Source organism: Kluyvera sp. CHPC 1.2972 (assembly GCF_036759925.1).
In the GTDB taxonomy this organism is placed as follows: domain Bacteria; phylum Pseudomonadota; class Gammaproteobacteria; order Enterobacterales; family Enterobacteriaceae; genus Kluyvera.
Genome location: NZ_JAPKIB010000004.1, coordinates 348155 through 372075 on the forward strand (window position 1 = coordinate 348155; position 23921 = coordinate 372075).

The 23921-nt window shown below is 53.7% G+C and carries 23 protein-coding genes; 10 read left to right on the forward strand and 13 right to left on the reverse strand.

What is annotated here, in order from left to right:
* Nucleotides 1–222: 222 nt before the first annotated feature.
* Nucleotides 223–876: a LuxR C-terminal-related transcriptional regulator gene (locus tag V6944_RS09940; protein ID WP_185668417.1), complete on the forward strand. Its 654-nt coding sequence runs from the start codon at nucleotides 223–225 to the stop codon at nucleotides 874–876.
* A 99-nt stretch (nucleotides 877–975) separates the two neighbouring features.
* Here V6944_RS09940 and ruvX read toward each other — a convergent pair whose 3' ends face one another.
* The 9 genes from ruvX to V6944_RS09985 all read right to left on the reverse strand — a co-directional run bounded on the left by ruvX (nucleotide 976) and on the right by V6944_RS09985 (nucleotide 8767).
* A complete protein-coding gene (gene ruvX, locus V6944_RS09945; protein WP_035892025.1) occupies nucleotides 976–1395 on the reverse strand; it encodes a Holliday junction resolvase RuvX in 420 nt (139 codons plus the stop codon).
* A complete protein-coding gene (locus V6944_RS09950; protein ID WP_333498832.1) occupies nucleotides 1395–1958 on the reverse strand; it encodes a YqgE/AlgH family protein in 564 nt (187 codons plus the stop codon). The genes ruvX and V6944_RS09950 overlap by 1 nt, the downstream gene beginning before the upstream one ends.
* 146 nt (nucleotides 1959–2104) lie before the next feature.
* Nucleotides 2105–3052, reverse strand: a complete 948-nt coding sequence (gene gshB, locus V6944_RS09955) for a glutathione synthase (RefSeq protein ID WP_333498833.1) — start codon at nucleotides 3050–3052, stop codon at nucleotides 2105–2107.
* 12 nt (nucleotides 3053–3064) lie between these two features.
* A complete protein-coding gene (gene rsmE / locus V6944_RS09960) occupies nucleotides 3065–3796 on the reverse strand; it encodes a 16S rRNA (uracil(1498)-N(3))-methyltransferase (RefSeq protein WP_185668318.1) in 732 nt (243 codons plus the stop codon).
* A 78-nt stretch (nucleotides 3797–3874) separates the two neighbouring features.
* A complete protein-coding gene (gene endA / locus V6944_RS09965) occupies nucleotides 3875–4582 on the reverse strand; it encodes a deoxyribonuclease I (RefSeq protein WP_064542663.1) in 708 nt (235 codons plus the stop codon).
* 94 nt (nucleotides 4583–4676) lie between these two features.
* On the reverse strand, nucleotides 4677–5177 hold the full coding sequence (locus V6944_RS09970) for a SprT family zinc-dependent metalloprotease (protein WP_074398731.1): 501 nt from the start codon (nucleotides 5175–5177) through the stop codon (nucleotides 4677–4679).
* A 77-nt stretch (nucleotides 5178–5254) separates the two neighbouring features.
* Complete coding sequence (locus tag V6944_RS09975; RefSeq protein WP_185668316.1) at nucleotides 5255–6649, reverse strand: sugar porter family MFS transporter; 1395 nt, start codon at nucleotides 6647–6649, stop codon at nucleotides 5255–5257.
* A gap of 488 nt (nucleotides 6650–7137) precedes the next feature.
* Nucleotides 7138–8292 (reverse strand): methionine adenosyltransferase, encoded by a 1155-nt coding sequence (metK, locus tag V6944_RS09980; protein ID WP_220439526.1) that lies wholly within the window; start codon nucleotides 8290–8292, stop codon nucleotides 7138–7140.
* A gap of 166 nt (nucleotides 8293–8458) precedes the next feature.
* On the reverse strand, nucleotides 8459–8767 hold the full coding sequence (locus V6944_RS09985; RefSeq protein ID WP_255581259.1) for a hypothetical protein: 309 nt from the start codon (nucleotides 8765–8767) through the stop codon (nucleotides 8459–8461).
* Here V6944_RS09985 and V6944_RS23320 point away from each other — a divergent pair.
* The 4 genes from V6944_RS23320 to speB all read left to right on the forward strand — a co-directional run bounded on the left by V6944_RS23320 (nucleotide 8755) and on the right by speB (nucleotide 12236).
* Nucleotides 8755–8844, forward strand: a complete 90-nt coding sequence (locus V6944_RS23320; RefSeq protein ID WP_442910732.1) for a hypothetical protein — start codon at nucleotides 8755–8757, stop codon at nucleotides 8842–8844. The genes V6944_RS09985 and V6944_RS23320 overlap by 13 nt on opposite strands.
* A 96-nt stretch (nucleotides 8845–8940) precedes the next feature.
* Entirely contained in the window at nucleotides 8941–9072 is a 132-nt protein-coding gene (gene yqgB, locus V6944_RS09990; protein ID WP_185668313.1) for an acid stress response protein YqgB, read from the forward strand.
* Nucleotides 9073–9080: 8 nt separating this feature from the next.
* On the forward strand, nucleotides 9081–11057 hold the full coding sequence (gene speA / locus V6944_RS09995) for a biosynthetic arginine decarboxylase (protein WP_333498834.1): 1977 nt from the start codon (nucleotides 9081–9083) through the stop codon (nucleotides 11055–11057).
* A gap of 258 nt (nucleotides 11058–11315) precedes the next feature.
* Complete coding sequence (gene speB / locus V6944_RS10000; protein WP_123652553.1) at nucleotides 11316–12236, forward strand: agmatinase; 921 nt, start codon at nucleotides 11316–11318, stop codon at nucleotides 12234–12236.
* A 102-nt stretch (nucleotides 12237–12338) separates the two neighbouring features.
* On the opposite strand, the gene V6944_RS10005 is transcribed toward speB, so the two are convergent.
* Nucleotides 12339–13607, reverse strand: a complete 1269-nt coding sequence (locus tag V6944_RS10005; protein ID WP_333498835.1) for an OprD family porin — start codon at nucleotides 13605–13607, stop codon at nucleotides 12339–12341.
* 388 nt (nucleotides 13608–13995) lie between these two features.
* Complete coding sequence (locus V6944_RS10010) at nucleotides 13996–14754, reverse strand: M48 family metallopeptidase (RefSeq protein WP_220439522.1); 759 nt, start codon at nucleotides 14752–14754, stop codon at nucleotides 13996–13998.
* Between the two features lie 266 nt (nucleotides 14755–15020).
* Here V6944_RS10010 and tkt point away from each other — a divergent pair, with 266 nt between their 5' ends.
* Entirely contained in the window at nucleotides 15021–17012 is a 1992-nt protein-coding gene (gene tkt, locus V6944_RS10015; RefSeq protein ID WP_220439521.1) for a transketolase, read from the forward strand.
* Nucleotides 17013–17085: 73 nt separating this feature from the next.
* Here the strand turns inward: tkt and V6944_RS10020 are convergent, their stop codons facing one another.
* Nucleotides 17086–17940, reverse strand: a complete 855-nt coding sequence (locus V6944_RS10020; protein WP_442910733.1) for a prohibitin family protein — start codon at nucleotides 17938–17940, stop codon at nucleotides 17086–17088.
* Nucleotides 17941–18342: 402 nt separating this feature from the next.
* On the opposite strand from V6944_RS10020, the gene epd reads away from it, so the two are divergent.
* The 4 genes from epd (at nucleotide 18343) to V6944_RS10040 (ending at nucleotide 22793) form a co-directional block, all read left to right on the forward strand.
* Nucleotides 18343–19371: an erythrose-4-phosphate dehydrogenase gene (epd, locus tag V6944_RS10025; protein WP_333498837.1), complete on the forward strand. Its 1029-nt coding sequence runs from the start codon at nucleotides 18343–18345 to the stop codon at nucleotides 19369–19371.
* A 39-nt stretch (nucleotides 19372–19410) separates the two neighbouring features.
* Entirely contained in the window at nucleotides 19411–20574 is a 1164-nt protein-coding gene (pgk, locus tag V6944_RS10030; protein ID WP_333496547.1) for a phosphoglycerate kinase, read from the forward strand.
* Between the two features lie 92 nt (nucleotides 20575–20666).
* Nucleotides 20667–21746, forward strand: coding sequence for a class II fructose-bisphosphate aldolase (gene fbaA / locus V6944_RS10035; RefSeq protein WP_333498838.1), 1080 nt, complete (start codon nucleotides 20667–20669; stop codon nucleotides 21744–21746).
* A 189-nt stretch (nucleotides 21747–21935) separates the two neighbouring features.
* A complete protein-coding gene (locus V6944_RS10040) occupies nucleotides 21936–22793 on the forward strand; it encodes a small-conductance mechanosensitive channel MscS (RefSeq protein ID WP_333498839.1) in 858 nt (285 codons plus the stop codon).
* 43 nt (nucleotides 22794–22836) lie between these two features.
* Here V6944_RS10040 and dctP read toward each other — a convergent pair whose 3' ends face one another.
* Nucleotides 22837–23889, reverse strand: coding sequence for a TRAP transporter substrate-binding protein DctP (dctP, locus tag V6944_RS10045; RefSeq protein ID WP_333498840.1), 1053 nt, complete (start codon nucleotides 23887–23889; stop codon nucleotides 22837–22839).
* Nucleotides 23890–23921 lie beyond the last annotated feature (32 nt).

Consider the following 23921-nt stretch of genomic DNA (forward strand, 5'->3'; position numbering starts at 1 on the left):
AATGGTTCGATTACATTATGTTGCGTAGGCTTACAAAAAAAGGTTGATATTCTTTTGACACTTCTTAGCTCTTCGTTCTATTCTATTTATGTAATTAGGACTAATCTTATGAAATATTATTTCACTTCGTGAGTAATCCTTATTATTAATGGTATTAGGTTTACCTTTGCTTTGACTTATAAAACACCATGATGGTGGAAATAGACTATGGAGAGTTTCAAAATGTTTGAAGTAACAGAGAGTGCATCTAATTCCCGCAAGATTATTCTTATCACCCATCCGTCAGTACAAGCCAACGCATTTGCCAACTACCTTGCTGAATTACTGTCAGTTTCTGTCGATGTGCATAACATCAACAAACCGCTGATGCAGCGCCTGAGCAAAGGCACCGTGGTGTTGTTCGACATCGCTGTTTCCAACAAAAAACTGAACGGTATCTGGCGCGATATTATTCGTACCCAGTTCGACTCTCCGCGCCTGCTTATTATTAATAGCGCGCAGAAGTATGAATTATACGAAATGGCTCAATGGCCAGCATTGTACGGCGTTTTCCGTCACGACGACGAGGAATCGCGCTTAATTGAGGGCGTCAAAGCGGTCTTAAACGGCGAGCAGACGGCTGAATTGAGCGTGATGCACCCGGCAATGTATGCTGTTGAACATACAGAAGAAACTCATGATAGTGTTCCACTGACTGAACGTGAATGCGAAATTCTGAATGAATTACGCCACGGTGCGACCAATATGGATATTGCTCGCGCATTGTTCATCAGTGAAAATACCGTGCGTACGCACCTGTATAATGTTTTCCGCAAACTCAGCGTGAAAAACAGAACTCAGGCGGTAAGCTGGGCAAACGAAAATCTGCGTCACTAATATCCTGACATCAGATGGCCAATGCGTGGGCTGTGCGATGAGCCTCAGCCGCGTATAACAGGTCTGTTCCCGGGAATTGATTTCCCGGGGGCGGCCGCGCTAGAAACCCTGGTCGAAATAACTTTCCAGAATCACCACCGCAGACGCTGAGTCGACGCTACCTTTGTCCAGCGCGCGAAATCCCCCGTGTTCAAACAGCCCTGCACGAGCCTCAACGGTGCTTAATCTCTCGTCATGCAGCGTGATCGCAACGCCAAAGCGGCCATGGATCTTGTTGGCAAAATTGCGCGCGCGGGCGGTCAGCGGCTGCTCGGTGCCGTCCATATTGAGCGGTAAACCAACAATCACCGTTTCTGGCTGCCACTCTTTCAGCAGGCGAGCAATCAGGTTCCAGTCCGGCGTGCCGTCCTGCGCTTTCAGCGCGGCCAGCGGGCGCGCCGTTCCGGTGATGCGTTGACCAATGGCCACGCCGATGCTGCGTGTACCGAAATCAAAAGCCAGCAGTGTTCCACTACTCATTATGCGTGCCCCGCAGCGCCAGACATGGTCAGGATATTGATACCAATAAGCTTAGCCGCTTCTTTCCAGCGCTCGCCAATCGGCGTTTTAAACAGAATATTGAGATCCGCAGGCGCGGTCAGCCAGACGTTATCGAGGATCTCTTGCTCCAGCTGTCCTTTCTCCCAGGAGGCATAGCCCAGCGCAACCAGCACGTCATTTGGCTGACGCGCGGTACCCAGCGTCTCCAGCACGTCGCGGGAGGTGGTAACGATGGTGTTATCGGAGATACGGATGCTTGAGGAGAACGATGCCGGCGGCGTGTGCAGAATAAAGCCACGATCTTCGGCCAGCGGGCCGCCCAGCATCACGGGTTTATCCAGTCGAATAGCGGGATCGCGCGGTTCAGCGGTGATCTTCAGCTTCTCGAGGATGCCCTCGATCTGCAAATTTTCCAGAGGTTTATTAATGATGATGCCCATCGCGCCATCGTCGTTGTATTCGCAGATGTAAACCACGGAACGGCGGAAGATAGGATCCTGAAGGGATGGCATAGCAATAAGGAAATGATGCTGTAAATTCATTATCAGAGGTTCTTGTCCTGTTTCAATACGCAGCAATGCCCAGTATGCGGGGAAAGTACACGGCTGTCACCAGGCTTGCCCGTTTACGGTGGGGGCGAAAAGCCTGATTGGCGGCGGGTTCCCTCCCGCCGTTTAAGGGCAATAGCTTATTTTTGCAGGCGTTTTTCAATCGCGTCCATCAGCATGCCGGTAATAGAAATCGGATATTCCGCTTCGATTTCACGCACGCAGGTCGGGCTGGTGACGTTAATTTCCGTCAGACGATCGCCGATGATGTCGAGGCCAACGAAGATCAGACCTTTGGCTTTCAGCGTCGGGCCGACTTTACGGGCGATGGCCCAGTCGCTTTCGCTCAGCGGACGCGGTTCGCCACGACCACCGGCAGCCAGGTTGCCACGGGTTTCGCCGCCCTGCGGGATACGCGCCAGGCAGTAAGGCACCGGCTCACCGTCGATCACCAGTACGCGCTTATCGCCGTCTTTGATGGCGGGCAGATAGTTCTGCGCCATGCAGTAGCGGCTGCCCAGTTCGGTCAGGGTCTCGGCAATCACGCCAATGTTCGGATCGCCTTCCTTCACCCGGAAGATAGAGGCGCCGCCCATGCCGTCCAGCGGCTTCATGATGATGTCGCCGTGCTTTTCCCAGAACGCTTTCAGCTGGGCTTTGTTGCGAGTCACCAACGTTTCTGGCGTCAGGTCGGAGAACCAGGCGGTAAACAGCTTCTCGTTACAGTCGCGCAGGCTCTGCGGCTTGTTGACGATCAGCGTCCCTTTTTCTTCCGCGCGCTCCAGAATATAAGTTGCGTAGATAAATTCGGTGTCGAACGGCGGATCTTTACGCATCAGGATAACGTCGAGGTCGGCGAGCTTAATATCCTGCTCGCTGCCGAATTCGTACCATTTATCATAGTTCTGCTCAACGCTCACCAGACGCGTACGCGCGTGGGATTCGCCGTTGATCAGATAAAGATCGTTCATCTCCATATAGTGGAGTTCATAGCCGCGACGCTGTGCTTCCAGCAGCATAGCGAAGCTGGTGTCTTTCTTGATGTTGATGCTTGCGATGGGATCCATCACGATGCCGAGCTTGATCATTATTGTTCTCCTTTAACCCAAATCACCAAAGCGCACCTGCAGTGCGGTGATGGCGGTGAGTGCGGTAGTCTCTGTGCGCAAAACGCGAGGCCCCAACAGAATATCAGTAAACTGGTAGCGTGCGGTCATGGCAATTTCATCCGCTGACAGGCCGCCTTCCGGGCCAATCAGCAAGCGTACGCGCTCCACCGGCAGCGGCAGCGTGTTGATGCTGGCGCTGGCACGCGGATGCAGATTGAGCTTCAGTGCATCATCCTGCTCGGCGCACCACGCTTCAACGTCCATCGCCGGGCGAATTTCCGGAACCTGGTTGCGACCGCACTGCTCACAGGCGGCAATGGCGATTTTTTGCCACTGCTGAATCTTCTTATTCAGACGCTCGGCATCCAGTTTAACGCCGCAGCGTTCGGAAAAAAGTGGCGTAATGAGGCTTACACCCAGTTCAATCGATTTCTGGATGGTGAATTCCATTTTATCGCCGCGCGACATCACCTGGCCGAGGTGAATATGGATCGGAGATTCGCGATCGTCGAGGGTGCTGCTCTGGATTTCGACCGTCACGTTCTTTTTACCGGCATCGGTGATAACGGCCTCAAAGACGTGATTGCTGCCGTCAAACAGCTGAATGGCCTGGCCTTTGCCCATACGCAAAACGCGCCCGACGTGGTTCGCCGCATCTTCGCAAAGGGCAACCTGCGTGCCGACGGTGAGTGATTCTGGGTGATAGATGCGAGGGATGCGCATAGTCTGAATTCCATCTGTGGCTACGCCCTCTCCGCCGGGGAGAGGGCTGGGCAAAATTACAATTGCCGCTAGTGTAGGTTAGCTCTTTTGCGCCTGGCAAGCCTGCAGCACATATGGATTATGGTTACCCTGAATTTTGGCGATGCGCTGGTCGCGTTCGCACTCCCATTGGCTGACGGGATACATTTTGTCCCAGGCGTTGAATAGCTGGGTTTGCTGGCGGGAGAGTGTTAGTTGATAGCGGTCGCGCATATAGAAGTAGATACGGGCGATGGCACCGCGTGAACGCTCCGGCGGCTCGGCGACTTTCTCTTTAAAGTCGACCTTCATGGCGCACTGGCCGTACTGGCCTTCACCACCGTTCCACTGCCCATACATGAAGTTGCCGCGATCGCCGTTCACCTCGCCGACGGCGGGCTGCAGGTTATGCATATCGCTCTCCATCTTGCGGTATTCCGGGTCTTTGGCGCAGTTCTTCCGCCCACCATCCTGCCAGCACTGGCGCTGATGGCCGAACTGCCACGCCGGGACAACGTGCTCCCACTCGACGCGGCTGGCGCGGTTCTCATTTTTACGCACTTTATAGCCGCAGGATTCCAGATCGATAACGCCTTTCTTACCCTGCCAGTTAATTTTACAGCCGCAGTAGAAATCGCCGGGAACGTCGCTATTCACTTTTACGCCCGCGCTTTTCGCCTGGGAAAAGCTGTTGATGCCTTCGGCTAGCGCCTGCCCAGAGAGTGCCGCAGCGACAAACGCCACGGCAAAAGACAAATTACGGTACATCACGAACTCCATCTCAAAACGAGCCCGCAACGTAACCAATGTGGTTGTCAGATGCAATCAGTCAGGTCAGAAAACTTCCAGATATTTCCGTTAGTTACATTTCGGCAACTAATGGTTCGCCGCAGTGGACGCAGCGATAGGTGGCTTCACCGCGCACCACGCGATTATGGCGGCGAACGGTAAGCTGGTGCTGCTGGCAGCGGCAGCGATAGGGGAAGGTATTTTTGCGCACGGACTCCAGCTCGAACTGATGAGTACGCCGCGCCGGTACGCCAAGCACGCTCTCCATCATCCACTTCCACTCTTTGCCGTGCGGCGCGACACGGCCAAAGTGTTTCCAGACCAGCAGGTGCGCCAGCTCGTGCGGCACCACTTCATCAATAAACGCCTGCTGATTTTCCTGTAACAACACGGGATTGAGGCGAATTTCATACTGCTGAAGCCAGGCGGTACCGGCAGAGGTGCCGCGCTGCTGATAGACCAGCTTTGGTTCAGGGTAGTTACGCCCCAGCGCCAGGTTGGCCTGAGCGAGTTTTTCCCGCAGGCTGCGCATGACGTTTTGCTGGACGGCGATAGGAATTCGAGGGGTTTTCATAACGGCTGAGGATAGAGCGTGAAGCGAGGTGGTGCAAGAGGAAGCTTCCTCCCAAGCGGGAGGAAGCGGGATGACGGTTAGTCGCGAGCGCCGATTTCGCGCAGCGGACGGCCCTGCATCAGGTTACGTTCAATGTGTTCCAGAGAGACGTTTTTGGTTTCCGGAATCAGCCACAAGGTCAGGAAGATGAACAGCACGTTCAGGCCACCGTATACCCAGAAGGTATTGGCGCTGCCGAGCGAGTTCAGCATGGTCAGGAAGGTTGCCCCGACGATCATGTTTGCAATCCAGTTAGTGGCGGTAGAGCAGGTGATACCGAAATCGCGGCCTTTCAGCGGCTGGATTTCAGAGCAGAGTACCCAAATCAGCGGACCGGCGCTCATAGCGAAGCCAACGATAAACATCAGTAGCATCAGTACGGCGAAGTACTGGGCAACGGCGGAGTGGATACCGATATGCATCATTGAGCCCAGCACGCCCATACCCACGGCCATGACGATAAAGCCGAGGATGAGGGTTGGTTTACGACCCCAGCGGTCAACCAGACCAATCGCGATAAAGGTGGCCAGCACGTTGGTCAGGCCAACGATAACGGTCCCCCACATCTGTTCGGTGGTGTTGGTGTAGCCCGCCAGTTCGAAGATTTTTGGTGCGTAATACATGATGACGTTCATACCGGTGAACTGTTGCATCACCTGCAGCAGTACGCCGAGGAACACTGCACGACGGAAGTTGCTGTTCTCTTTGAACAGCGCCCAGCCGCTCTGTTTCACCTTCAGGCTCTCACGGATTTCATCCAGCTCGCGTTTGGCTTCTGCACTGGTATCACGCAGACGCATCAGCACACGTTCAGCATCGTTAAAGCGACGCTTAGCGGCAAACCAGCGCGGGCTGTCCGGCAGGAAGAATACGCCAATCAGCAGCAGGACTGCTGGAATGATGATCACGCCCAGCATCCAGCGCCATGCGCCGCTATAGCTGAAGGCGGTGTCGGACAGGTACGCGCCGAGAATACCGATGGTAATCATCAGCTGGTACATGGAAATCATACTGCCGCGGATTTTCTCCGGCGCGATTTCAGACAGGTACAGCGGGGCGGTGTAGGAGGCGACACCGACAGCCAGGCCAAGCAGTACGCGGGAAAGCAGCAGTATTTCCACGTTTGGCGCGGCGGCGGAGAACAGGGAACCGGCGACGAACAGGATCGCACCGATCATCAGGCTTTTCTTACGGCCCAGCTTGAAGGAGAGCCAGCCGCTGCCGACTGCCCCAACTGCGGCGCCAAACATCATGGAACTGACCACCCACTCCTGCGTATGCGGGCTGAGCTGGAAATCGGTTGTAATAAAGGGCAATGCACCGGCAATAACGCCGATATCAAGGCCAAACAGCAGTCCGGCCAGCGCCGCTAAGAAGCAGACAAAGAAGGTCATTGTCTTGTTCGAGCGACCCTGTTTTTTATTGTTAGGCATGATGCTCTCCAATTGAGTCATTGATTCTATCGATGCTTAGGGTAGGAGAGTATGTCGTAAAAAAATGTGATTACAATCACGACTGTGTAATCGGTTACACTGATGTTTAAGTTACGTATTGGTTAAATATCAATTTATTCATTAGGTTACCTCTGTTTCAGATAAAGTAAAAAGATCGATTATGAGACTTTACTGAAACATGAAGCATTATTATGAAAAGCTGTTTCATGGTGTTAAATCAGGGCTTGTGCAGCAAGGCGGCATTAATGTAATCGCTTTCACTAAATTGTGTGGAACTGTAAATTGTTACGTAAAAGAGATGAATGCTAGGGTGCAGGGATTTCCCCGGCGTCGCTGCGCTCGGCCGAGCTACGGGATGGCCGTCTGTCTGTAGCCCGGCCGAGCGTAGCGACGCCGGGAACAGCTCCCAAAGCAACAGGCATAAAAAAAGCCAGCACAAGGCTGGCTTTCATCAAAACGGCTAAACCTTATTTCAGGCCAGCCGCTTCGCGCAACTGAGCTGCTTTGTCGGTTTTTTCCCATGGGAAGGTTTCGCGACCGAAGTGACCGTATGCTGCCGTCTCTTTGTAGATCGGGTGCAGCAGGTCCAGCATCTGGATCAGGCCGTATGGACGCAGGTCGAAGAACTCGCGAACCAGACCAATCAGCTGCTCAGCAGGCACTTTCTCGGTACCGAAGGTTTCCACCATGATGGAAGTCGGTTCAGCCACGCCGATAGCGTAGGAAACCTGAATTTCACAGCGGTCAGCCAGGCCTGCGGCAACGATGTTTTTCGCCACATAGCGTGCTGCGTAGGCTGCAGAACGGTCAACTTTAGAAGGATCTTTACCGGAGAATGCACCGCCACCGTGACGCGCCATGCCGCCGTAGGTATCCACGATGATTTTACGACCGGTCAGGCCACAGTCACCCATTGGGCCGCCGATAACGAAACGACCGGTTGGGTTGATAAAGAATTTGGTCGACGCGTTCAGCCACTCGGTAGGCAGAACCGGCTTGATGATCTCTTCCATCACGGCTTCTTGCAGTGATTTCTGGTCGATGCTGTCGGCGTGCTGAGTAGACAGAACGACGGCATCGATACCCACCACTTTACCGTCGTCGTACTGGAAGGTGACCTGGCTTTTCGCGTCAGGACGCAGCCAAGGCAGGGTGCCGTTTTTACGCACTTCAGCCTGACGCTGCACCAGACGGTGTGCGTAGGTGATTGGCGCTGGCATCAGCACGTCGGTTTCGTTGGTGGCATAACCAAACATCAGGCCCTGGTCGCCCGCGCCCTGTTCCAGCGGATCGGCACGGTCAACGCCCTGGTTAATGTCCGGAGACTGCTTACCGATAGCGCTCAGTACGGCACAAGAATTGGCATCAAAGCCCATATCAGAATGCACATAGCCAATTTCGCGAACGGTATTACGGGTGATCTCTTCGATATCAACCCATGCGCTGGTGGTGATTTCACCACCGACCAGCACCATACCGGTTTTGACGTAGGTTTCACACGCTACGCGCGCTTTCGGATCCTGTTCAAGGATGGCGTCCAGCACGGCGTCGGAAATTTGGTCAGCGATTTTGTCAGGATGCCCTTCAGATACAGACTCGGACGTAAAAAGGTGTTTTGCCATATTTAATATCACCCAATGAGAATTTGGTTAGCTCAAACTGTTGTTTTGAATAATCACGATGGAAGATTATACCACGGACTTAATGGTTGCCGTCACTGGCAGTCTGAGTGTTAATCGGTATAGATGGATTAACATCTGGACGGCTATTTTAGGTCACATCTTCACCTCATTGCCAGTTTTTTTTGAGATAGCTCGCATTCTGCTGCAACTGAGATTGGAAATTTTTCCTGACACCGGCGGCAAGCTGCACATTTATATTTTGCATTTTAGGTGGGTTATCGGTATAAAACGCCGCGCGCGGCTCATACAAAAAAGCACACGTCATTTTTCGTGTTGCCACTTCCAGCCGGGCTAAGACTTTTGCTTTGGCTTGAGGTTCGTCTTTCGGGGCGGCCGTGGAGGTGATACGAGATAATGAACCGTTGTATTCTGCTGATTCTACCGTGCCGTCCTGGCGCGACGATGTTCCCCGCACCCCCCCATTCTGCTTTGCATACCAGCCGATGTTATACCCATTTCGGCGCTACTCAGGACTCCCGAGCCGGTAGGTAACGGAACACTGAACAAGGGCGCTCTTGTCACAACAAGAGTTTTCTCGTGGTTTCTCTGAACCGTCATAATGTGTTCAGGTGCTTGTTTTATAATGATATGAATAAGAAACCGGTCGCACAGTCGGAGCGTCAGCAGGTTCTGCTGCCTATTCAGGCTGTATATGGGTTGTTATCGCAACGTCACGCTGCGATAGTAGTTAACTGTTTTACACTTGTTATAAATAATTGAGGTTCGCTATGTCTGACGACATTTCATTCGATTCGCATTCGTCAGCAGGCGAACGCGGTGTACTACGTTCCATGCAGGAGGTTGCGATGAGCTCCCAGGAAGCCAGCAAAATGCTACGCACATACAACATTGCCTGGTGGGGCAATAACTACTACGACGTCAACGAGCTTGGCCACATCAGCGTCTGCCCAGACCCGGATGTACCGGAAGCGCGCGTTGACCTCGCCGAGTTGGTAAAAGCCCGTGAAGCGCAGGGGCAACGTCTGCCTGCGCTGTTCTGCTTCCCGCAGATCCTGCAGCATCGTCTGCGTTCGATTAACGCGGCGTTCAAACGTGCGCGTGAATCTTACGGCTATAACGGCGACTACTTCCTGGTTTACCCCATTAAGGTTAACCAGCATCGCCGCGTGATTGAGTCGTTGATCCACTCCGGCGAACCGCTGGGGCTGGAAGCCGGTTCCAAAGCTGAACTGATGGCCGTGCTGGCACACGCGGGCATGACCCGTAGCGTGATTGTCTGCAACGGCTATAAAGACCGCGAATACATTCGTCTGGCGCTGGTCGGCGAGAAGATGGGCCACAAGGTCTATCTGGTCATCGAAAAGATGTCCGAAATTGCTATCGTGCTGGAAGAAGCCGAGCGCCTGAACGTGGTGCCACGCCTTGGCGTGCGTGCGCGTCTGGCCTCTCAGGGTTCCGGTAAGTGGCAATCCTCCGGCGGTGAAAAATCCAAGTTCGGCCTGGCGGCAAACCAGGTTCTGCAACTGGTGGAAATCCTGCGTGAACGCGGTCGTCTGGACAGCATCCAGCTGCTGCACTTCCACCTCGGTTCGCAGATGGCGAACATTCGCGACATCGCGACCGGCGTGCGCGAATCCGCCCGTTTCTACGTTGAGCTGCACAAGCTTGGCGTGAACATTCAGTGCTTCGATGTGGGCGGTGGCCTGGGCGTGGACTACGAAGGTACCCGCTCGCAGTCCGACTGCTCCGTGAACTACGGCCTGAACGAATACGCCAACAACATCATCTGGGCGATTGGCGATGCGTGTGAAGAGCACGGCCTGCCGCACCCAACCGTGATCACCGAGTCCGGTCGTGCGGTGACCGCGCACCACACGGTGCTGGTGTCTAACATCATCGGCGTTGAACGTAGCGAACACACCGAAGCGACACCGCCAGCGGGCGATGCGCCACGCGCGCTGCAAAGCATGTGGGAAACCTGGCAGGAGATGCACGAGCCGGGCAACCGCCGCTCGCTGCGCGAATGGCTGCACGACAGCCAGATGGACCTGCATGATATTCACGTCGGCTACTCTTCAGGCACCTTTAGCCTGCATGAGCGCGCGTGGGCCGAGCAGCTCTACCTGAACATGTGTCACGAAGTGCAGAAACAGCTCGACCCGAGCAACCGCGCGCACCGTCCGATTATCGACGAACTGCAGGAACGTATGGCGGATAAGATTTACGTCAACTTCTCCCTGTTCCAGTCGATGCCGGATGCGTGGGGTATCGATCAGCTGTTCCCGGTGATGCCGCTGGAAGGGCTGAATCAGGTGCCAGAGCGCCGCGCGGTGCTGCTGGATATCACCTGCGACTCCGACGGTGCTATCGATCACTACGTCGACGGCGACGGGATTGCGACCACCATGCCGATGCCGGAATACGACCCGGAGAACCCACCGATGCTGGGCTTCTTTATGGTAGGGGCATATCAGGAGATCCTCGGTAACATGCACAACCTGTTCGGCGATACCGAAGCGGTTGACGTGTTTGTCTTCCCTGACGGCAGCGTGGAAGTTGAGTTGTCCGATGAAGGCGATACGGTGGCGGACATGCTGCAGTACGTGCAGCTGGATCCGAACACCCTGTTGACGCAGTTCCGTGACCAGGTGAAAAACACCGATCTCGACGCCGAGCTGCAGCAGCAGTTCCTGGAAGAGTTTGAAGCCGGTCTGTACGGCTATACTTATCTGGAAGACGAGTAAGTTTACGGGGCCCCTCACCCTAACCCTCTTCCCAAAGGGGCGAGGGGACCGAGCGGTGCGGTCTGCCGTTCTCCCTCTCCCTCAGGGAGAGGGCCGGGGTGAGGGTGCCAGGCGCACGGTCTCCGCTGTGCTTGAATCCGTACAAATTAACGGCGATAATCCGCCGCAAATATGCAGTTACCAAATCAATCCCTTCCTCGTCGGGCCTAACGACGCGGAGGGGATTTTTTTTACAGTGATTTTAAAAGAGGTCAGCACATGAGCACCTTAGGTCATCAATACGATAACTCCCTGGTTTCCAACGCGTTTGGTTTTCTTCGTCTGCCGATGAACTTCATGCCGTACGACAGCGACGCGGATTGGGTCATTACTGGCGTACCGTTTGATATGGCGACCTCAGGTCGCGCCGGTGGTCGTCACGGCCCGGCGGCTATTCGTCAGGTTTCCACCAACCTGGCCTGGGAGCACAACCGCTTCCCGTGGAACTTCGACATGCGTGAGCGCCTGAACGTCGTGGACTGCGGTGATCTGGTTTACGCTTTCGGCGACGCCCGTGAGATGAGTGAAAAGCTGCAGGCGCATGCGGAAAAACTGCTGGCGGCCGGTAAGCGCATGCTCTCATTCGGCGGCGACCACTTCGTCACGCTGCCGCTGCTGCGTGCGCACGCGAAGCATTTTGGCAAAATGGCGCTGGTGCACTTCGATGCCCACACCGATACGTATGCCAATGGCTGCGAGTTCGACCACGGCACCATGTTCTTCACCGCGCCGAACGAAGGTCTGATCGACCCGAATCATTCCGTACAGATTGGTATCCGTACCGAGTTCGACAAAGACAACGGCTTCACCGTGCTGGACGCTGGTCAGGTGAACGATCGTACCGTGGACGACATCATCGCGCAGGTTAAGCAGATCGTTGGCGATATGCCGGTCTACCTGACCTTTGACATCGACTGCCTGGATCCGGCGTTTGCTCCGGGTACCGGTACGCCGGTGATCGGCGGCCTGACTTCCGATCGCGCCATTAAACTGGTGCGCGGCCTGAAGGATCTGAACATTGTCGGGATGGACGTGGTTGAAGTGGCTCCGGCCTATGACCAGTCTGAGATCACCGCACTGGCGGCGGCGACCCTGGCGCTGGAAATGCTTTACATCCAGGCGGCGAAGAAGGGCGAGTAAGACCTTCGCGGAGGTTCCCCGGCGTCGGCGTAAACGCCTCGGCCGGACTACGATTAACGTGTAGCCCGGCCGAGCGCAGCGACGCCGGGAACCACTCAACGATTAAAACGCGTTAAACGGATACTCCACGTAAACGCGCACTTCATTACCGCTGACGTTATAGTCGCTGGCGTTGCTGGAAACGCGCAGCACCGAGTAGCGAACCTTAAACTTCAGATCTTTCGCTGGGCCGTTCTGGACCTGGTACTGCACCTGGTTAAACCACTCGTGCTCTTTACCGTTATTGGTTTCCGCCGTTTTGATGTTATCGCCGCGAACGTACGCCGTGGTCCAGCTCAGACCCGGTAAGCCCAGGCCGCCAAAGTCCAGCGCGTAGGAGGCCTGCCATGAACGCTCATCTTCACCGTTAAAATCAGACCAGTAGGAGTTCGCCAGCCAGATGGTATTGCCGCCGTCACCAACGCCGCCCTGATTCTGGTAGCTGCCGTAGTGGTACCCGGTACTGCCGCTGCTCTGCTGATAGGCGATTTTGAAGGTGTGAATATCCCAGATGTAGCTGGTTGCCAGGCTCCAGATGCTGTTGCTGCGGCCGGTATCCAGCGAGTCGGCGTATTCCTGCTCCAGGCGAGAGTTATAGCCGTTGAAGTCGAAGACCAGCTTCTGATCTGCCGCCAGCGGCTGGGCATAGTTCAGGCCGAGGTACTGTTTGTTCAGTACGTCTTCGACGTGGGAGGCGTACAGTGCGCCGCTCAGTTGGTCGTTAAACTGATAGCTCGCGCCGCCGAAGGTAATGCTCTTCAGACCGCTGTTGTGGCTATCGTCGCTTTTACGCTGCTCGTCGGTGAAGTAACCGGCGTTCACTTCCAGACCGGCGATCTCTTTAGAGGTCAGCATGGTCCCGGTGAAGGTTTCATACAGCAGGCGAGAATCGTCTGCGTAGAGAATTGGCAGCGTTGGGCGCTGGTTACCGTAGCTCAGCACGGTATTGGAGAAGCGCATTTTGGCGGTCGCGCCGAATTTGGCTAAATCAGATTTCGCACGGCCGTCGTTATCCTGAGCGAAAAAGTCGATGCCGCCAGCGCCGCTGTTACCGCGGCCGCCGTCCAGGCGTACGCCGTACTGGGCAATACCGTCTACGCCAAAGCCGATAGGGCCCTGGGTGAAGCCGGATTCAAAGGTCGCGATAACGCCCTGACCCCATTCACTTTTATCATGCAGCCCATCGCGATAGTCGCGTTTGATATAGGCGTTACGTAAAAAGAGATCCAGATGGCTGTCATCAATAAAACCCTGGCTGTCGGATTGTTGGCTCGCAAAAGCCGGTGCAGAGGCAATAATACTTAAAGCAATTAACGTTAATTTCTTTTTCACGGAGGGAACTTCTCTGTTTATCTGACGGTCGAATTGTGTTGTTACAATTCGGATAGTCGCCTGAAAAAGTGTCGAAAGCAATCATTGTATGAATGGATGTGTCGTGAAGAATCGTGCTACAGGGTGCGTAGCGCCTGGATCTCATGAATAGCTATGGACTATTTAAAAATAAGGTAAAAGAACTTGCTGAAAGGTAAATAGTATATTTTTTATTTAATATCCAGAATAAATGTTCGAGCGCTGCGGCGTTGGCTTATATATTTGACCGAGTCGACATCTACGTATATTTAACGGTTTGTGCGCTTAAATTATCAATTAATGCCGTTTAGCCATTATTAATATTTTTTGCTTATCAAAGCAAGGGGGGCAATATTGCCCCCCGAAATAATTATTTAATGCCGTCCGCCTGCAGGCGATCGCGAATGTGCTGAGCGCGTTCCTGGGAGGCAGGGTGATCGTCAAACATTGAGCTTTGACGACCATCCTCGAGCTTAGACAGTTTCTCGAAGCTGGTCGCAAGCCCGGTCGGATTGATCCCACGTTTGCGCAGAAGGTCATAAGAGTAGTCGTCCGCCTCCGATTCCTGACGCTGGGAGAACTGTGAGTTCACCAGTTTTTCGCCAAGATCGCCAAGCTGCGACTGCGACAGGCTACCCACGATGCCGCCAGCGGAAGCCGCCGCTGCGCGCAGGGCGTTAGTGCCAATCGCCACCTGCATCCCTTTCTTCACGTGACCGAGCGCCACGTGACCCATTTCGTGGCCGACAACCGCTTCGACTTCATTATCATTCATCAGATCCATCAGGCCGCTATATACGCGGATGCAGCCGTTGGCCATGGCGAAGGCGTTGACGTCTTTTGCCACGTAAACTTTGTAGTTCACCGGCTGGCCGTTAATGTTATCACCAAGCGCCGCCGCTATCTTATTGAGTCGCTGAACATAAGCGCTGTTTGCCGGCGCGATGGTAGCCTTGCTGTCCATATCCTTACAGGCCTGGTCGCTCAGCGCCTGAACCTGCTGATCGCTCAATGAAAATGCCTGCAAGGCACCGGTACTTGAGCTTAATAAACCATTTGAATCCATATTCTGGCAGCCGCTCAGCAGTAAAGTTGCGCCAAACGCCAGAACCATCGCCCGTTTTTTCATGAGATTGCTTCCAAAGTCGTTTATCTGAAAATGCCCTGGAACTGCGCCGCCAGAGTTAGGCTAAGTATAAAGAATATCGCGGCTTACGGCGAGGGGATTACATCTTGTTAACCTCTGTTCCAGAGATTTCTGAAGTGGCAAAAGGATGCTCCATGTACATGCTTTGTCGCATAGGTTACATTGTTGACACTTTTTTCTGGCAAAGCCCGTAACGTGCGCCTCTCGTGACGTTAGGGTTGCCTTCAACAGTCCGAACTGGAGTCAAAATGTCCTCACGTAAAGAGCTTGCTAATGCTATTCGTGCGCTGAGCATGGACGCAGTACAGAAAGCCAATTCCGGTCACCCGGGTGCCCCAATGGGTATGGCTGACATTGCCGAAGTCCTGTGGCGTGATTTTCTGAACCATAACCCGCAGAATCCGTCCTGGGCTGACCGTGACCGCTTTGTGCTGTCTAACGGCCACGGCTCCATGCTGATTTACAGCCTGCTGCACCTCACCGGTTACGATCTGCCGATCGAAGAACTGAAAAACTTCCGTCAGCTGCACTCCAAAACCCCAGGTCACCCGGAAGTGGGTTACACCGCTGGTGTTGAAACCACTACCGGCCCGCTGGGCCAGGGCATCGCGAACGCCGTAGGTATGGCGATTGCAGAAAAAACGCTGGCGGCGCAGTTCAACCGCCCGGGTCACGACATCGTTGACCACTTCACTTATGCGTTCATGGGCGACGGCTGCATGATGGAAGGCATTTCTCACGAAGTGTGCTCCCTGGCCGGTACCCTGAAACTGGGCAAACTGATCGCCTTCTATGATGACAACGGCATCTCCATCGACGGCCACGTTGAAGGCTGGTTCACCGATGACACTGCTAAACGTTTCGAAGCCTACCACTGGCACGTGATCCGTGGCATCGATGGCCACGATCCAGAAGCGATTAAACGTGCAGTAGAAGAAGCGCGTAAAGTGACCGACAAGCCATCCCTGCTGATGTGCAAAACCGTTATCGGTTTCGGTTCACCAAACAAAGCGGGCACCCACGACTCCCACGGCGCACCGCTGGGCGAAGCCGAAGTGGCGCTGACCCGCGAAAAACTGGGCTGGAAATACGGTCCGTTTGAAATCCCGGCTGACATCTACGCGCAGTGGGATGCGAAAGCAGCAGGCCAGGCGAAAGAAGCCGCATGGAACGACAAGTTCGCGGCTTACGCGAAAGCCTTCCCACAGGAAGCGGCAGAATTCACCCGTCGTATGAAAGGTGACATGCCGTCTGACTTCGACGCGAAAGCGAACGAATTCATCGCTAAGCTGCAGGCTAACCCGGCGAAAATCGCCAGCCGTAAAGCTTCCCAGAACGCCATCGAAGCCTTCGGTCCTCTGCTGCCTGAATTCCTCGGCGGCTCCGCTGACCTGGCGCCTTCTAACCTGACCATCTGGTCCGGCTCTAAGGCTATCAACGAAGACATCGCGGGTAACTACATCCATTACGGCGTGCGTGAATTCGGTATGACCGCGATTGCCAACGGTATCTCGCTGCACGGTGGTTTCCTGCCGTACACCTCTACCTTCCTGATGTTCGTTGAATATGCCCGTAACGCGGTGCGTATGGCAGCGCTGATGAAGAAACGTCAGGTGATGGTCTACACCCACGACTCCATCGGTCTGGGCGAAGATGGCCCGACTCACCAGCCGGTAGAGCAGATTGCTTCCCTGCGTGTGACCCCGAACATGAGCACCTGGCGCCCATGTGACCAGGTTGAATCCGCGATTGCGTGGAAATATGGCGTAGAGCGTCACGACGGCCCAACTGCGCTGATCCTCTCCCGTCAGAACCTGGCGCAGCAGGAACGTACTGAAGCGCAGCTGGCGAACGTGGCGCGTGGTGGTTATGTACTGAAAGACAGCGACGGTCAGCCGCAAATCATCCTGATTGCGACCGGTTCCGAAGTTGAGCTGGCCGTTGCCGCTTACGAAAAACTGACCGCAGAAGGCGTGAAGGCGCGCGTGGTTTCCATGCCGTCTACCGACGCATTCGACAAGCAGGACGCGGCTTACCGTGAATCCGTACTGCCGAAAGCGGTCTCTGCACGCGTGGCAATCGAAGCGGGCATCGCGGACTACTGGTTCAAATACGTGGGCCTGAACGGCGCGATCGTCGGCATGACCACCTTCGGTGAGTCTGCGCCAGCGGATCTGCTGTTCAAAGAGTTCGGCTTCACCGTTGAGAACGTCCTCGCGAAAGCGAAATCACTGCTGTAATCCGTAGTGAAAGAGAAAAGGGTCGCGAAAGCGGCCCTTTTTTTATGCGTCAAACGGTCTTTGGCGCGATGCATTATTTGGTCGCGATAAAGGGGACGGTGCCGTTGGGGATCATGGTGGCGGGTAACTGCCCATCCCAGCGCTCTGCAGTGGTGAGCGCAACAAGGCCCGGGTTATCCCGCAGTGCTTGACCGCGCAGACGAATAGCTTCCGCTTCCGCCGCGCCCTTCAGGCGAATCTTCTCCGCTTCGGCTTTGGCTGCAGCCAGGCTACTTTCTGCCGCCGCTTGTGCTTGCGTAATGGCAATTTGCGCCTGAATTTTTTCGGTTTCCAGATTCTGTTTACGCGTGGCGATAGCCACCTCGGCTTTCATCCTGTCTTCGATGGATTTCTCATAGGCATCGGAGAAATCGATGCTTTCAATCTGCACGCTGTCGATCACGACAGGGCCGACGATGGCTTTTTTCATCGCGTTTTGCATATCGGCAACCAGCTTCGTGCGATCCTGTACTGCACTGATCGCAGTGTATTGACCAAAGACGTTTTCCAGTTGCGTAGGAAGCTGGCGGACAATAAGGCGCTCTTTTAACGCGTCCAGCGTGTTATAGGTGGCATACACCTTTCCGGCTTCAGGTGGTGGGATATGAAAACTGACCGAGACGGTCATTTGCGCGGGTTGCTGGTCGCGGCTGTAGGCCTGAAGCCCCTTATAAACGACGGCCTGGTTACGTGTGGAGATCTTCTCGACGGTCTCAATAAAAGGGAGCTTGAACCCTAAACCGGGGTCGGCCACTTTCACAATCTTACCGTAGCGGAGCAGAATGCCACGTTCGCCTTCGTTGATGGTGTAATAAGAGAGAAACAGCAGGAATAAAATCACTACCCCGCCAATAGTCAGTGCGGCTAACTGGCGGGGATTTTGTGCCATTTTTAGTTCAGGTTTTTTCATGGGTATCGTCCTTGAGTAAACCAGAACAATGACATAGTGGAAACAGAACCTGCCAGTACGGCGCGGTAAATTCGGAATTTATTGAGGGGAGCGTAGGAATAATGTCATGAATAAATTCGCCGGAGCGACCCCTTAGCGGACTAAGATCCCGGAATGATTATTCCAGTGAAAATGTGACGAACATCAGATAAATGGTCAATCCATCTGGACAATCATTCCTTTTATTCCTTGTTTCGCTTATTCTAGCTGAAGCGTTTCAGTCGATAAATTGTTCGACATTTAACCAATCAGTCACTGTTTGTGGCGGGTGAGGTTTCCCAAAGCGTTTGGCTGCATTACTCTGTTTGCCACTTTGCATCGGGACAACCTTGCAGGAGACCTATGACCGTACGCGTAGCGATTAATGGCTTCGGTCGCATTGGACGTAACGTGGTTCGTGCTTTGTATGAATCCGGACGCCGTGCGGAAATCACCGTGGTGGCAATCAACGAACTGGCAGATGCTGCGGGCATCGCGCATTTGTTGAAATATGACACCAGCCACGGGCGCTTTGCCTGGGATGTTCGCCAGGAGCGTGAACAGCTTTTCGTTGGCGATGACGCCATCCGTCTTCTGCATGAACGCGCTATTGAAGCGCTGCCCTGGAAAGAGCTATCGGTTGATGTCGTGCTAGACTGTACCGGCGTATACGGCAGTCGCCATGATGGCGAAGCCCACATTGCCGCTGGCGCGAAGAAGGTGCTCTTTTCACATCCTGGCAGCAACGATCTCGACACCACCGTGGTGTTTGGGGTCAATCAGCACGAACTGCGTGCGGAGCATCGCATTGTCTCCAACGCCTCCTGCACCACGAACTGTATCATTCCCGTCATCAAACTGTTAGATGATGCCTATGGCATTGAATCGGGTACGGTCACGACCATCCACTCCGCGATGCACGACCAGCAGGTGATTGACGCCTACCATCCCGATTTACGCCGTACGCGCGCAGCAAGCCAGTCGATTATTCCGGTAGATACGAAACTTGCCGCGGGCATTGCCCGTATTTTTCCGCAGTTTGGTGACCGCTTCGAGGCGATTGCGGTGCGAGTACCAACCATCAACGTGACGGCAATTGACCTGAGCGTGACGGTGAAAAAACCGGTAAAAGCAAATGAAGTCAACCAGTTGCTGCAAAAAGCAGCACAGGGTGCATTTCATGGTATAGTTGACTATACGGAATTACCGTTGGTCTCAACTGATTTTAACCACGATCCGCACAGCGCCATTGTCGATGGCACGCAGACGCGGGTCAGTGGAGCGCATCTGATCAAAACGCTGGTCTGGTGTGATAACGAATGGGGCTTTGCTAACCGAATGCTCGACACCACGTTAGCAATGGCCGCTATTGGTTTCAGGCTCGACGCTTGAGCGTCGACAAAACTTTAAGTATCAACGAGAGGATTCACCATGTCTGTAATTAAGATGACCGATCTGGATCTGGCTGGTAAACGCGTTTTCATCCGTGCGGACCTGAACGTACCAGTTAAAGAAGGGAAAGTAACCAGCGACGCACGTATCCGTGCTTCTCTGCCAACTATCGAGCTGGCGCTGAAGCAGGGCGCGAAAGTGATGGTGACTTCTCACCTGGGTCGTCCGACCGAAGGCGAGTACAATGAAGAATTCTCTCTGCTGCCGGTTGTTAATTACCTGAAAGACAAACTGTCTGCTCCGGTTCGTCTGGTTAAAGATTACCTGGACGGCGTTGAAGTTGCTGCCGGTGAGCTGGTTGTTCTGGAAAACGTTCGCTTCAACAAAGGCGAGAAGAAAGACGACGAAGCGCTGTCCAAAAAATACGCTGCACTGTGCGACGTATTCGTGATGGACGCATTCGGTACTGCACACCGTGCACAGGCTTCCACCCACGGTATCGGCAAATTTGCTGACGTTGCGTGCGCAGGCCCACTGCTGGCAGCTGAACTGGACGCGCTGGGTAAAGCACTGAAAGAACCAGCTCGCCCAATGGTGGCTATCGTTGGTGGTTCTAAAGTTTCTACCAAACTGACCGTTCTGGACTCCCTGTCTAAAATCGCTGACCAGCTGATCGTTGGCGGTGGTATCGCGAACACCTTCGTTGCCGCTCAAGGCCACAACGTTGGTAAATCCCTGTACGAAGCTGACCTGGTTGAAGAAGCTAAACGTCTGCTGACGACCTGCGATATCCCAGTCCCAACTGACGTTCGCGTAGCGACCGAGTTCTCCGAAACTGCGGCAGCAACCCTGAAATCTGTTAACGACATCAAAGATGAAGAGCAGATTCTGGACCTGGGCGACGCGTCTGCAGAAAAACTGGCAGAAATCCTGAAAAACGCAAAAACCATCCTGTGGAACGGCCCAGTTGGCGTGTTCGAATTCCCGAACTTCCGCAAAGGTACTGAAATCGTTGCTAACGCTATCGCAGACAGCGACGCGTTCTCCATCGCAGGCGGCGGCGACACCCTGGCAGCTATCGACCTGTTCGGTATCGCTGACAAAATCTCCTACATCTCCACTGGCGGTGGCGCATTCCTCGAATTCGTGGAAGGCAAAGTACTGCCAGCAGTAGCAATGCTCGAAGAGCGCGCTAAGAAGTAAGCCATTCAAGGGCAGGGAAACCTGCCCCATTTTCAGCGCGCTTTATAGAGCTCGCACCTTTTCTAACGGCCGAAGATACAGGACTACGTAACATGTCTAAAATTTTTGATTTCGTAAAACCAGGTGTTATCACCGGTGATGACGTACAGAAAGTTTTCCAGGTAGCAAAAGAAAACAACTTCGCTCTGCCAGCAGTTAACTGCGTTGGTACTGACTCCATCAACGCCGTTCTGGAAACCGCTGCAAAAGTTAAAGCACCGGTTATCGTTCAGTTCTCCAACGGTGGCGCTGCGTTCATCGCAGGTAAAGGCGTGAAAACTGACGTTCCTCAGGGCGCGGCAATCCTGGGTGCTATCTCCGGTGCACACCACGTACACCAGATGGCTGAACACTACGGTGTTCCAGTAATCCTGCACACTGACCACTGCGCTAAGAAACTGCTGCCGTGGATCGACGGTCTGCTGGACGCGGGTGAAAAACACTTCGCGGCTACCGGTAAGCCTCTGTTCTCTTCCCACATGATCGACCTGTCCGAAGAGTCCCTGCACGAAAACATCGAAATCTGCTCCAAATACCTGGCGCGTATGTCCAAAATGGGCATGACTCTGGAAATCGAACTGGGTTGCACCGGCGGTGAAGAAGACGGCGTGGACAACAGCCACATGGACGCTTCTGCACTGTACACCCAGCCAGAAGACGTTGATTACGCGTTCACTGAACTGAGCAAAATCAGCCCACGTTTCACCATCGCAGCTTCCTTCGGTAACGTACACGGCGTGTACAAACCAGGTAACGTGGTTCTGACCCCAACTATCCTGCGTGATTCTCAGGAATACGTTTCTAAGAAACACAACCTGCCGCACAACAGCCTGAACTTCGTCTTCCACGGCGGTTCCGGTTCTTCTGCTCAGGAAATCAAAGACTCCGTAAGCTACGGCGTAGTGAAAATGAACATCGATACCGACACCCAATGGGCAACCTGGGACGGTATCCTGCAGTACTACAAAACCAACGAAGCTTACCTGCAGGGCCAGCTGGGCAACCCGAAAGGCGAAGACCAGCCGAACAAGAAATACTACGATCCACGCGTATGGCTGCGTGCAGCTCAGGCGTCCATGATCGCACGTCTGGAACAGGCTTTCACTGAACTGAACGCGAAAGACGTTCTGTAAGATAAACCTGATTTTTGACCAAAAGCCCGCTGCATAGCGGGCTTTTTTATTGCCTTTTCAATATGATGAGCCGGTATAAAAACGTGATCGGTTTGGCAAAATACTGATTTTTTGTTTACCCTTTATACCTGCCTGTACTTTTACGGGCCGCTTTTAGTTTCCCATCCGGGTATCCATAAGGAATATTGAATGGAAGATTTAAACGTTGTCGACAGCATAAACAACGCTGGCTCCTGGCTGGTGCGCAACCAGGAACTCCTGCTGAGCTACGCCGTTAATATTGTTGCGGCGATTGCGATCCTTATCGTCGGGATGATTGTGGCGAGAATCGTCTCTGGCACCGTCAACCGCCTGATGCTGGCACGTAAAATTGATGCCACCGTAGCGGACTTTCTCTCGGCGCTGGTACGCTATGCGATTATCGCCTTTACGCTGATTGCCGCGCTGGGCCGCGTCGGCGTGCAGACCGCCTCAGTGATTGCCGTACTCGGTGCCGCTGGTTTGGCCGTTGGTCTGGCGCTGCAGGGTTCGCTCTCCAACCTGGCCGCTGGCGTACTGCTGGTGATGTTCCGTCCGTTCCGTGCGGGCGAGTATGTTGATCTGGGCGGCGTTGCCGGTACCGTGCTCAACGTGCAGATTTTCTCGACCACCATGCGTACCGTCGACGGCAAAATTATCGTGATTCCGAACGGTAAAATTATTGCCGGCAATATTATCAACTTCTCCCGTGAACCTGCGCGCCGTAATGAATTCATTATTGGCGTCTCTTACGATGCAGATATTGATAAGGTTAAACAGATCCTGACCCGCATTCTGGAATCGGATAACCGTATTCTCAAAGACCGCGATATTACCGTGCGGTTGAATGAGCTGGCCCCGTCCTCAGTGAATTTCGTCGTGCGCGCCTGGAGCCTGAGTGGCGACCTGCAAAACGTCTACTGGGACGTGCTGGAACAAATTAAGCGTGAGTTCGATGCCAACGGTATTAGCTTCCCTTACCCGCAGCTAGACGTGCATATGAAGCCGGGTAACGCTGCTCAGCAGTAACCGCCTCTACGCTGTAACAAGGCCGGACCGAAGTCCGGCTTTTTTATTTGCGCATCGCGTCATCAAGCCGAGTCGCAATGGCCGACAATATTCGCCCGCTGTCGTGAATACCTTTTGCTTCCTGCTCTGAGACCCATTTCTTTTGCTCCTGCTGATAACGGCTGGCCTGCTGCCAGGCGTGTAAATCCGCTGGAGAAAGCCAGGTGATATGAGCACCTTGCTGGCTCATCGCACTGGTCATCTCAAGTAAATGAGTATCAAGTAGTGGGCCAATCTGTCGTTCAGTCTGCGCGGCAGCACGCTGAATAGCCGCTTTATCATCGGTAGACAGCGAATCCCAGCGAGACTTATTCATGGTCAGAAGATAGATGTGCCCCATCCAGAGCTGTGGTGAGAGCTGGATATATTTTGCCGGTTGCTGGGCATGGATATCATTACCACTGTCGAGATTTACCAGTAACCCATTCAGTGTCCCATTTTTTAACGCCTGGGTTATCTGCTCATTCCATGGCATTTTTACCACTTTGCCACCCGCATTTTCCAGATAAGCCTGGTGCCAGAAGCTGGCCGTCCGCCAGGTGGTTCCCTTCAGGTGGTCTAACGTCATATTGGGTGTGGTATTAAAGAATGCGGCGGGATAGCCGAGGAAAAACTGTAAATTGACCAGATTGTTTTTTGCCAGTTCAGCATTGAATTCCGGCATTTCCGTCAATATGCGCTGGAAGAACGCCGCCTGTTTTTCACCGTTATCAGGGCCAAGAGGAAAACTTTTGAATATCTGAAATAGTGGTAATTGCTCCGGCGTATATTCTGGAACAACAATACCGATATCTGCTTTTTCGCCTTCTCGCAGAGTCTGTAATGCGTTATAGCTGGTAGATAACTCGCCATTCCAGTGTGGCTCAATGCGTATTCTACCTTGTGATTCTTTTTCTATCGCGGCGAAGAATAGGTTTTGAATTGCCTGAGTACGCATGTTGCCGTAGGGTTCATGATCCGTATAGCGAAGTATGGTTTCGGCGATCGTGGCGTCCATGGATAGCGTGAGTAGTACGATGGCGGCCAATGAGCGGGATAATACAGTGGTGATCTTCATCTCTAATCCTTTAGCGTTAATAACGAGCTCTT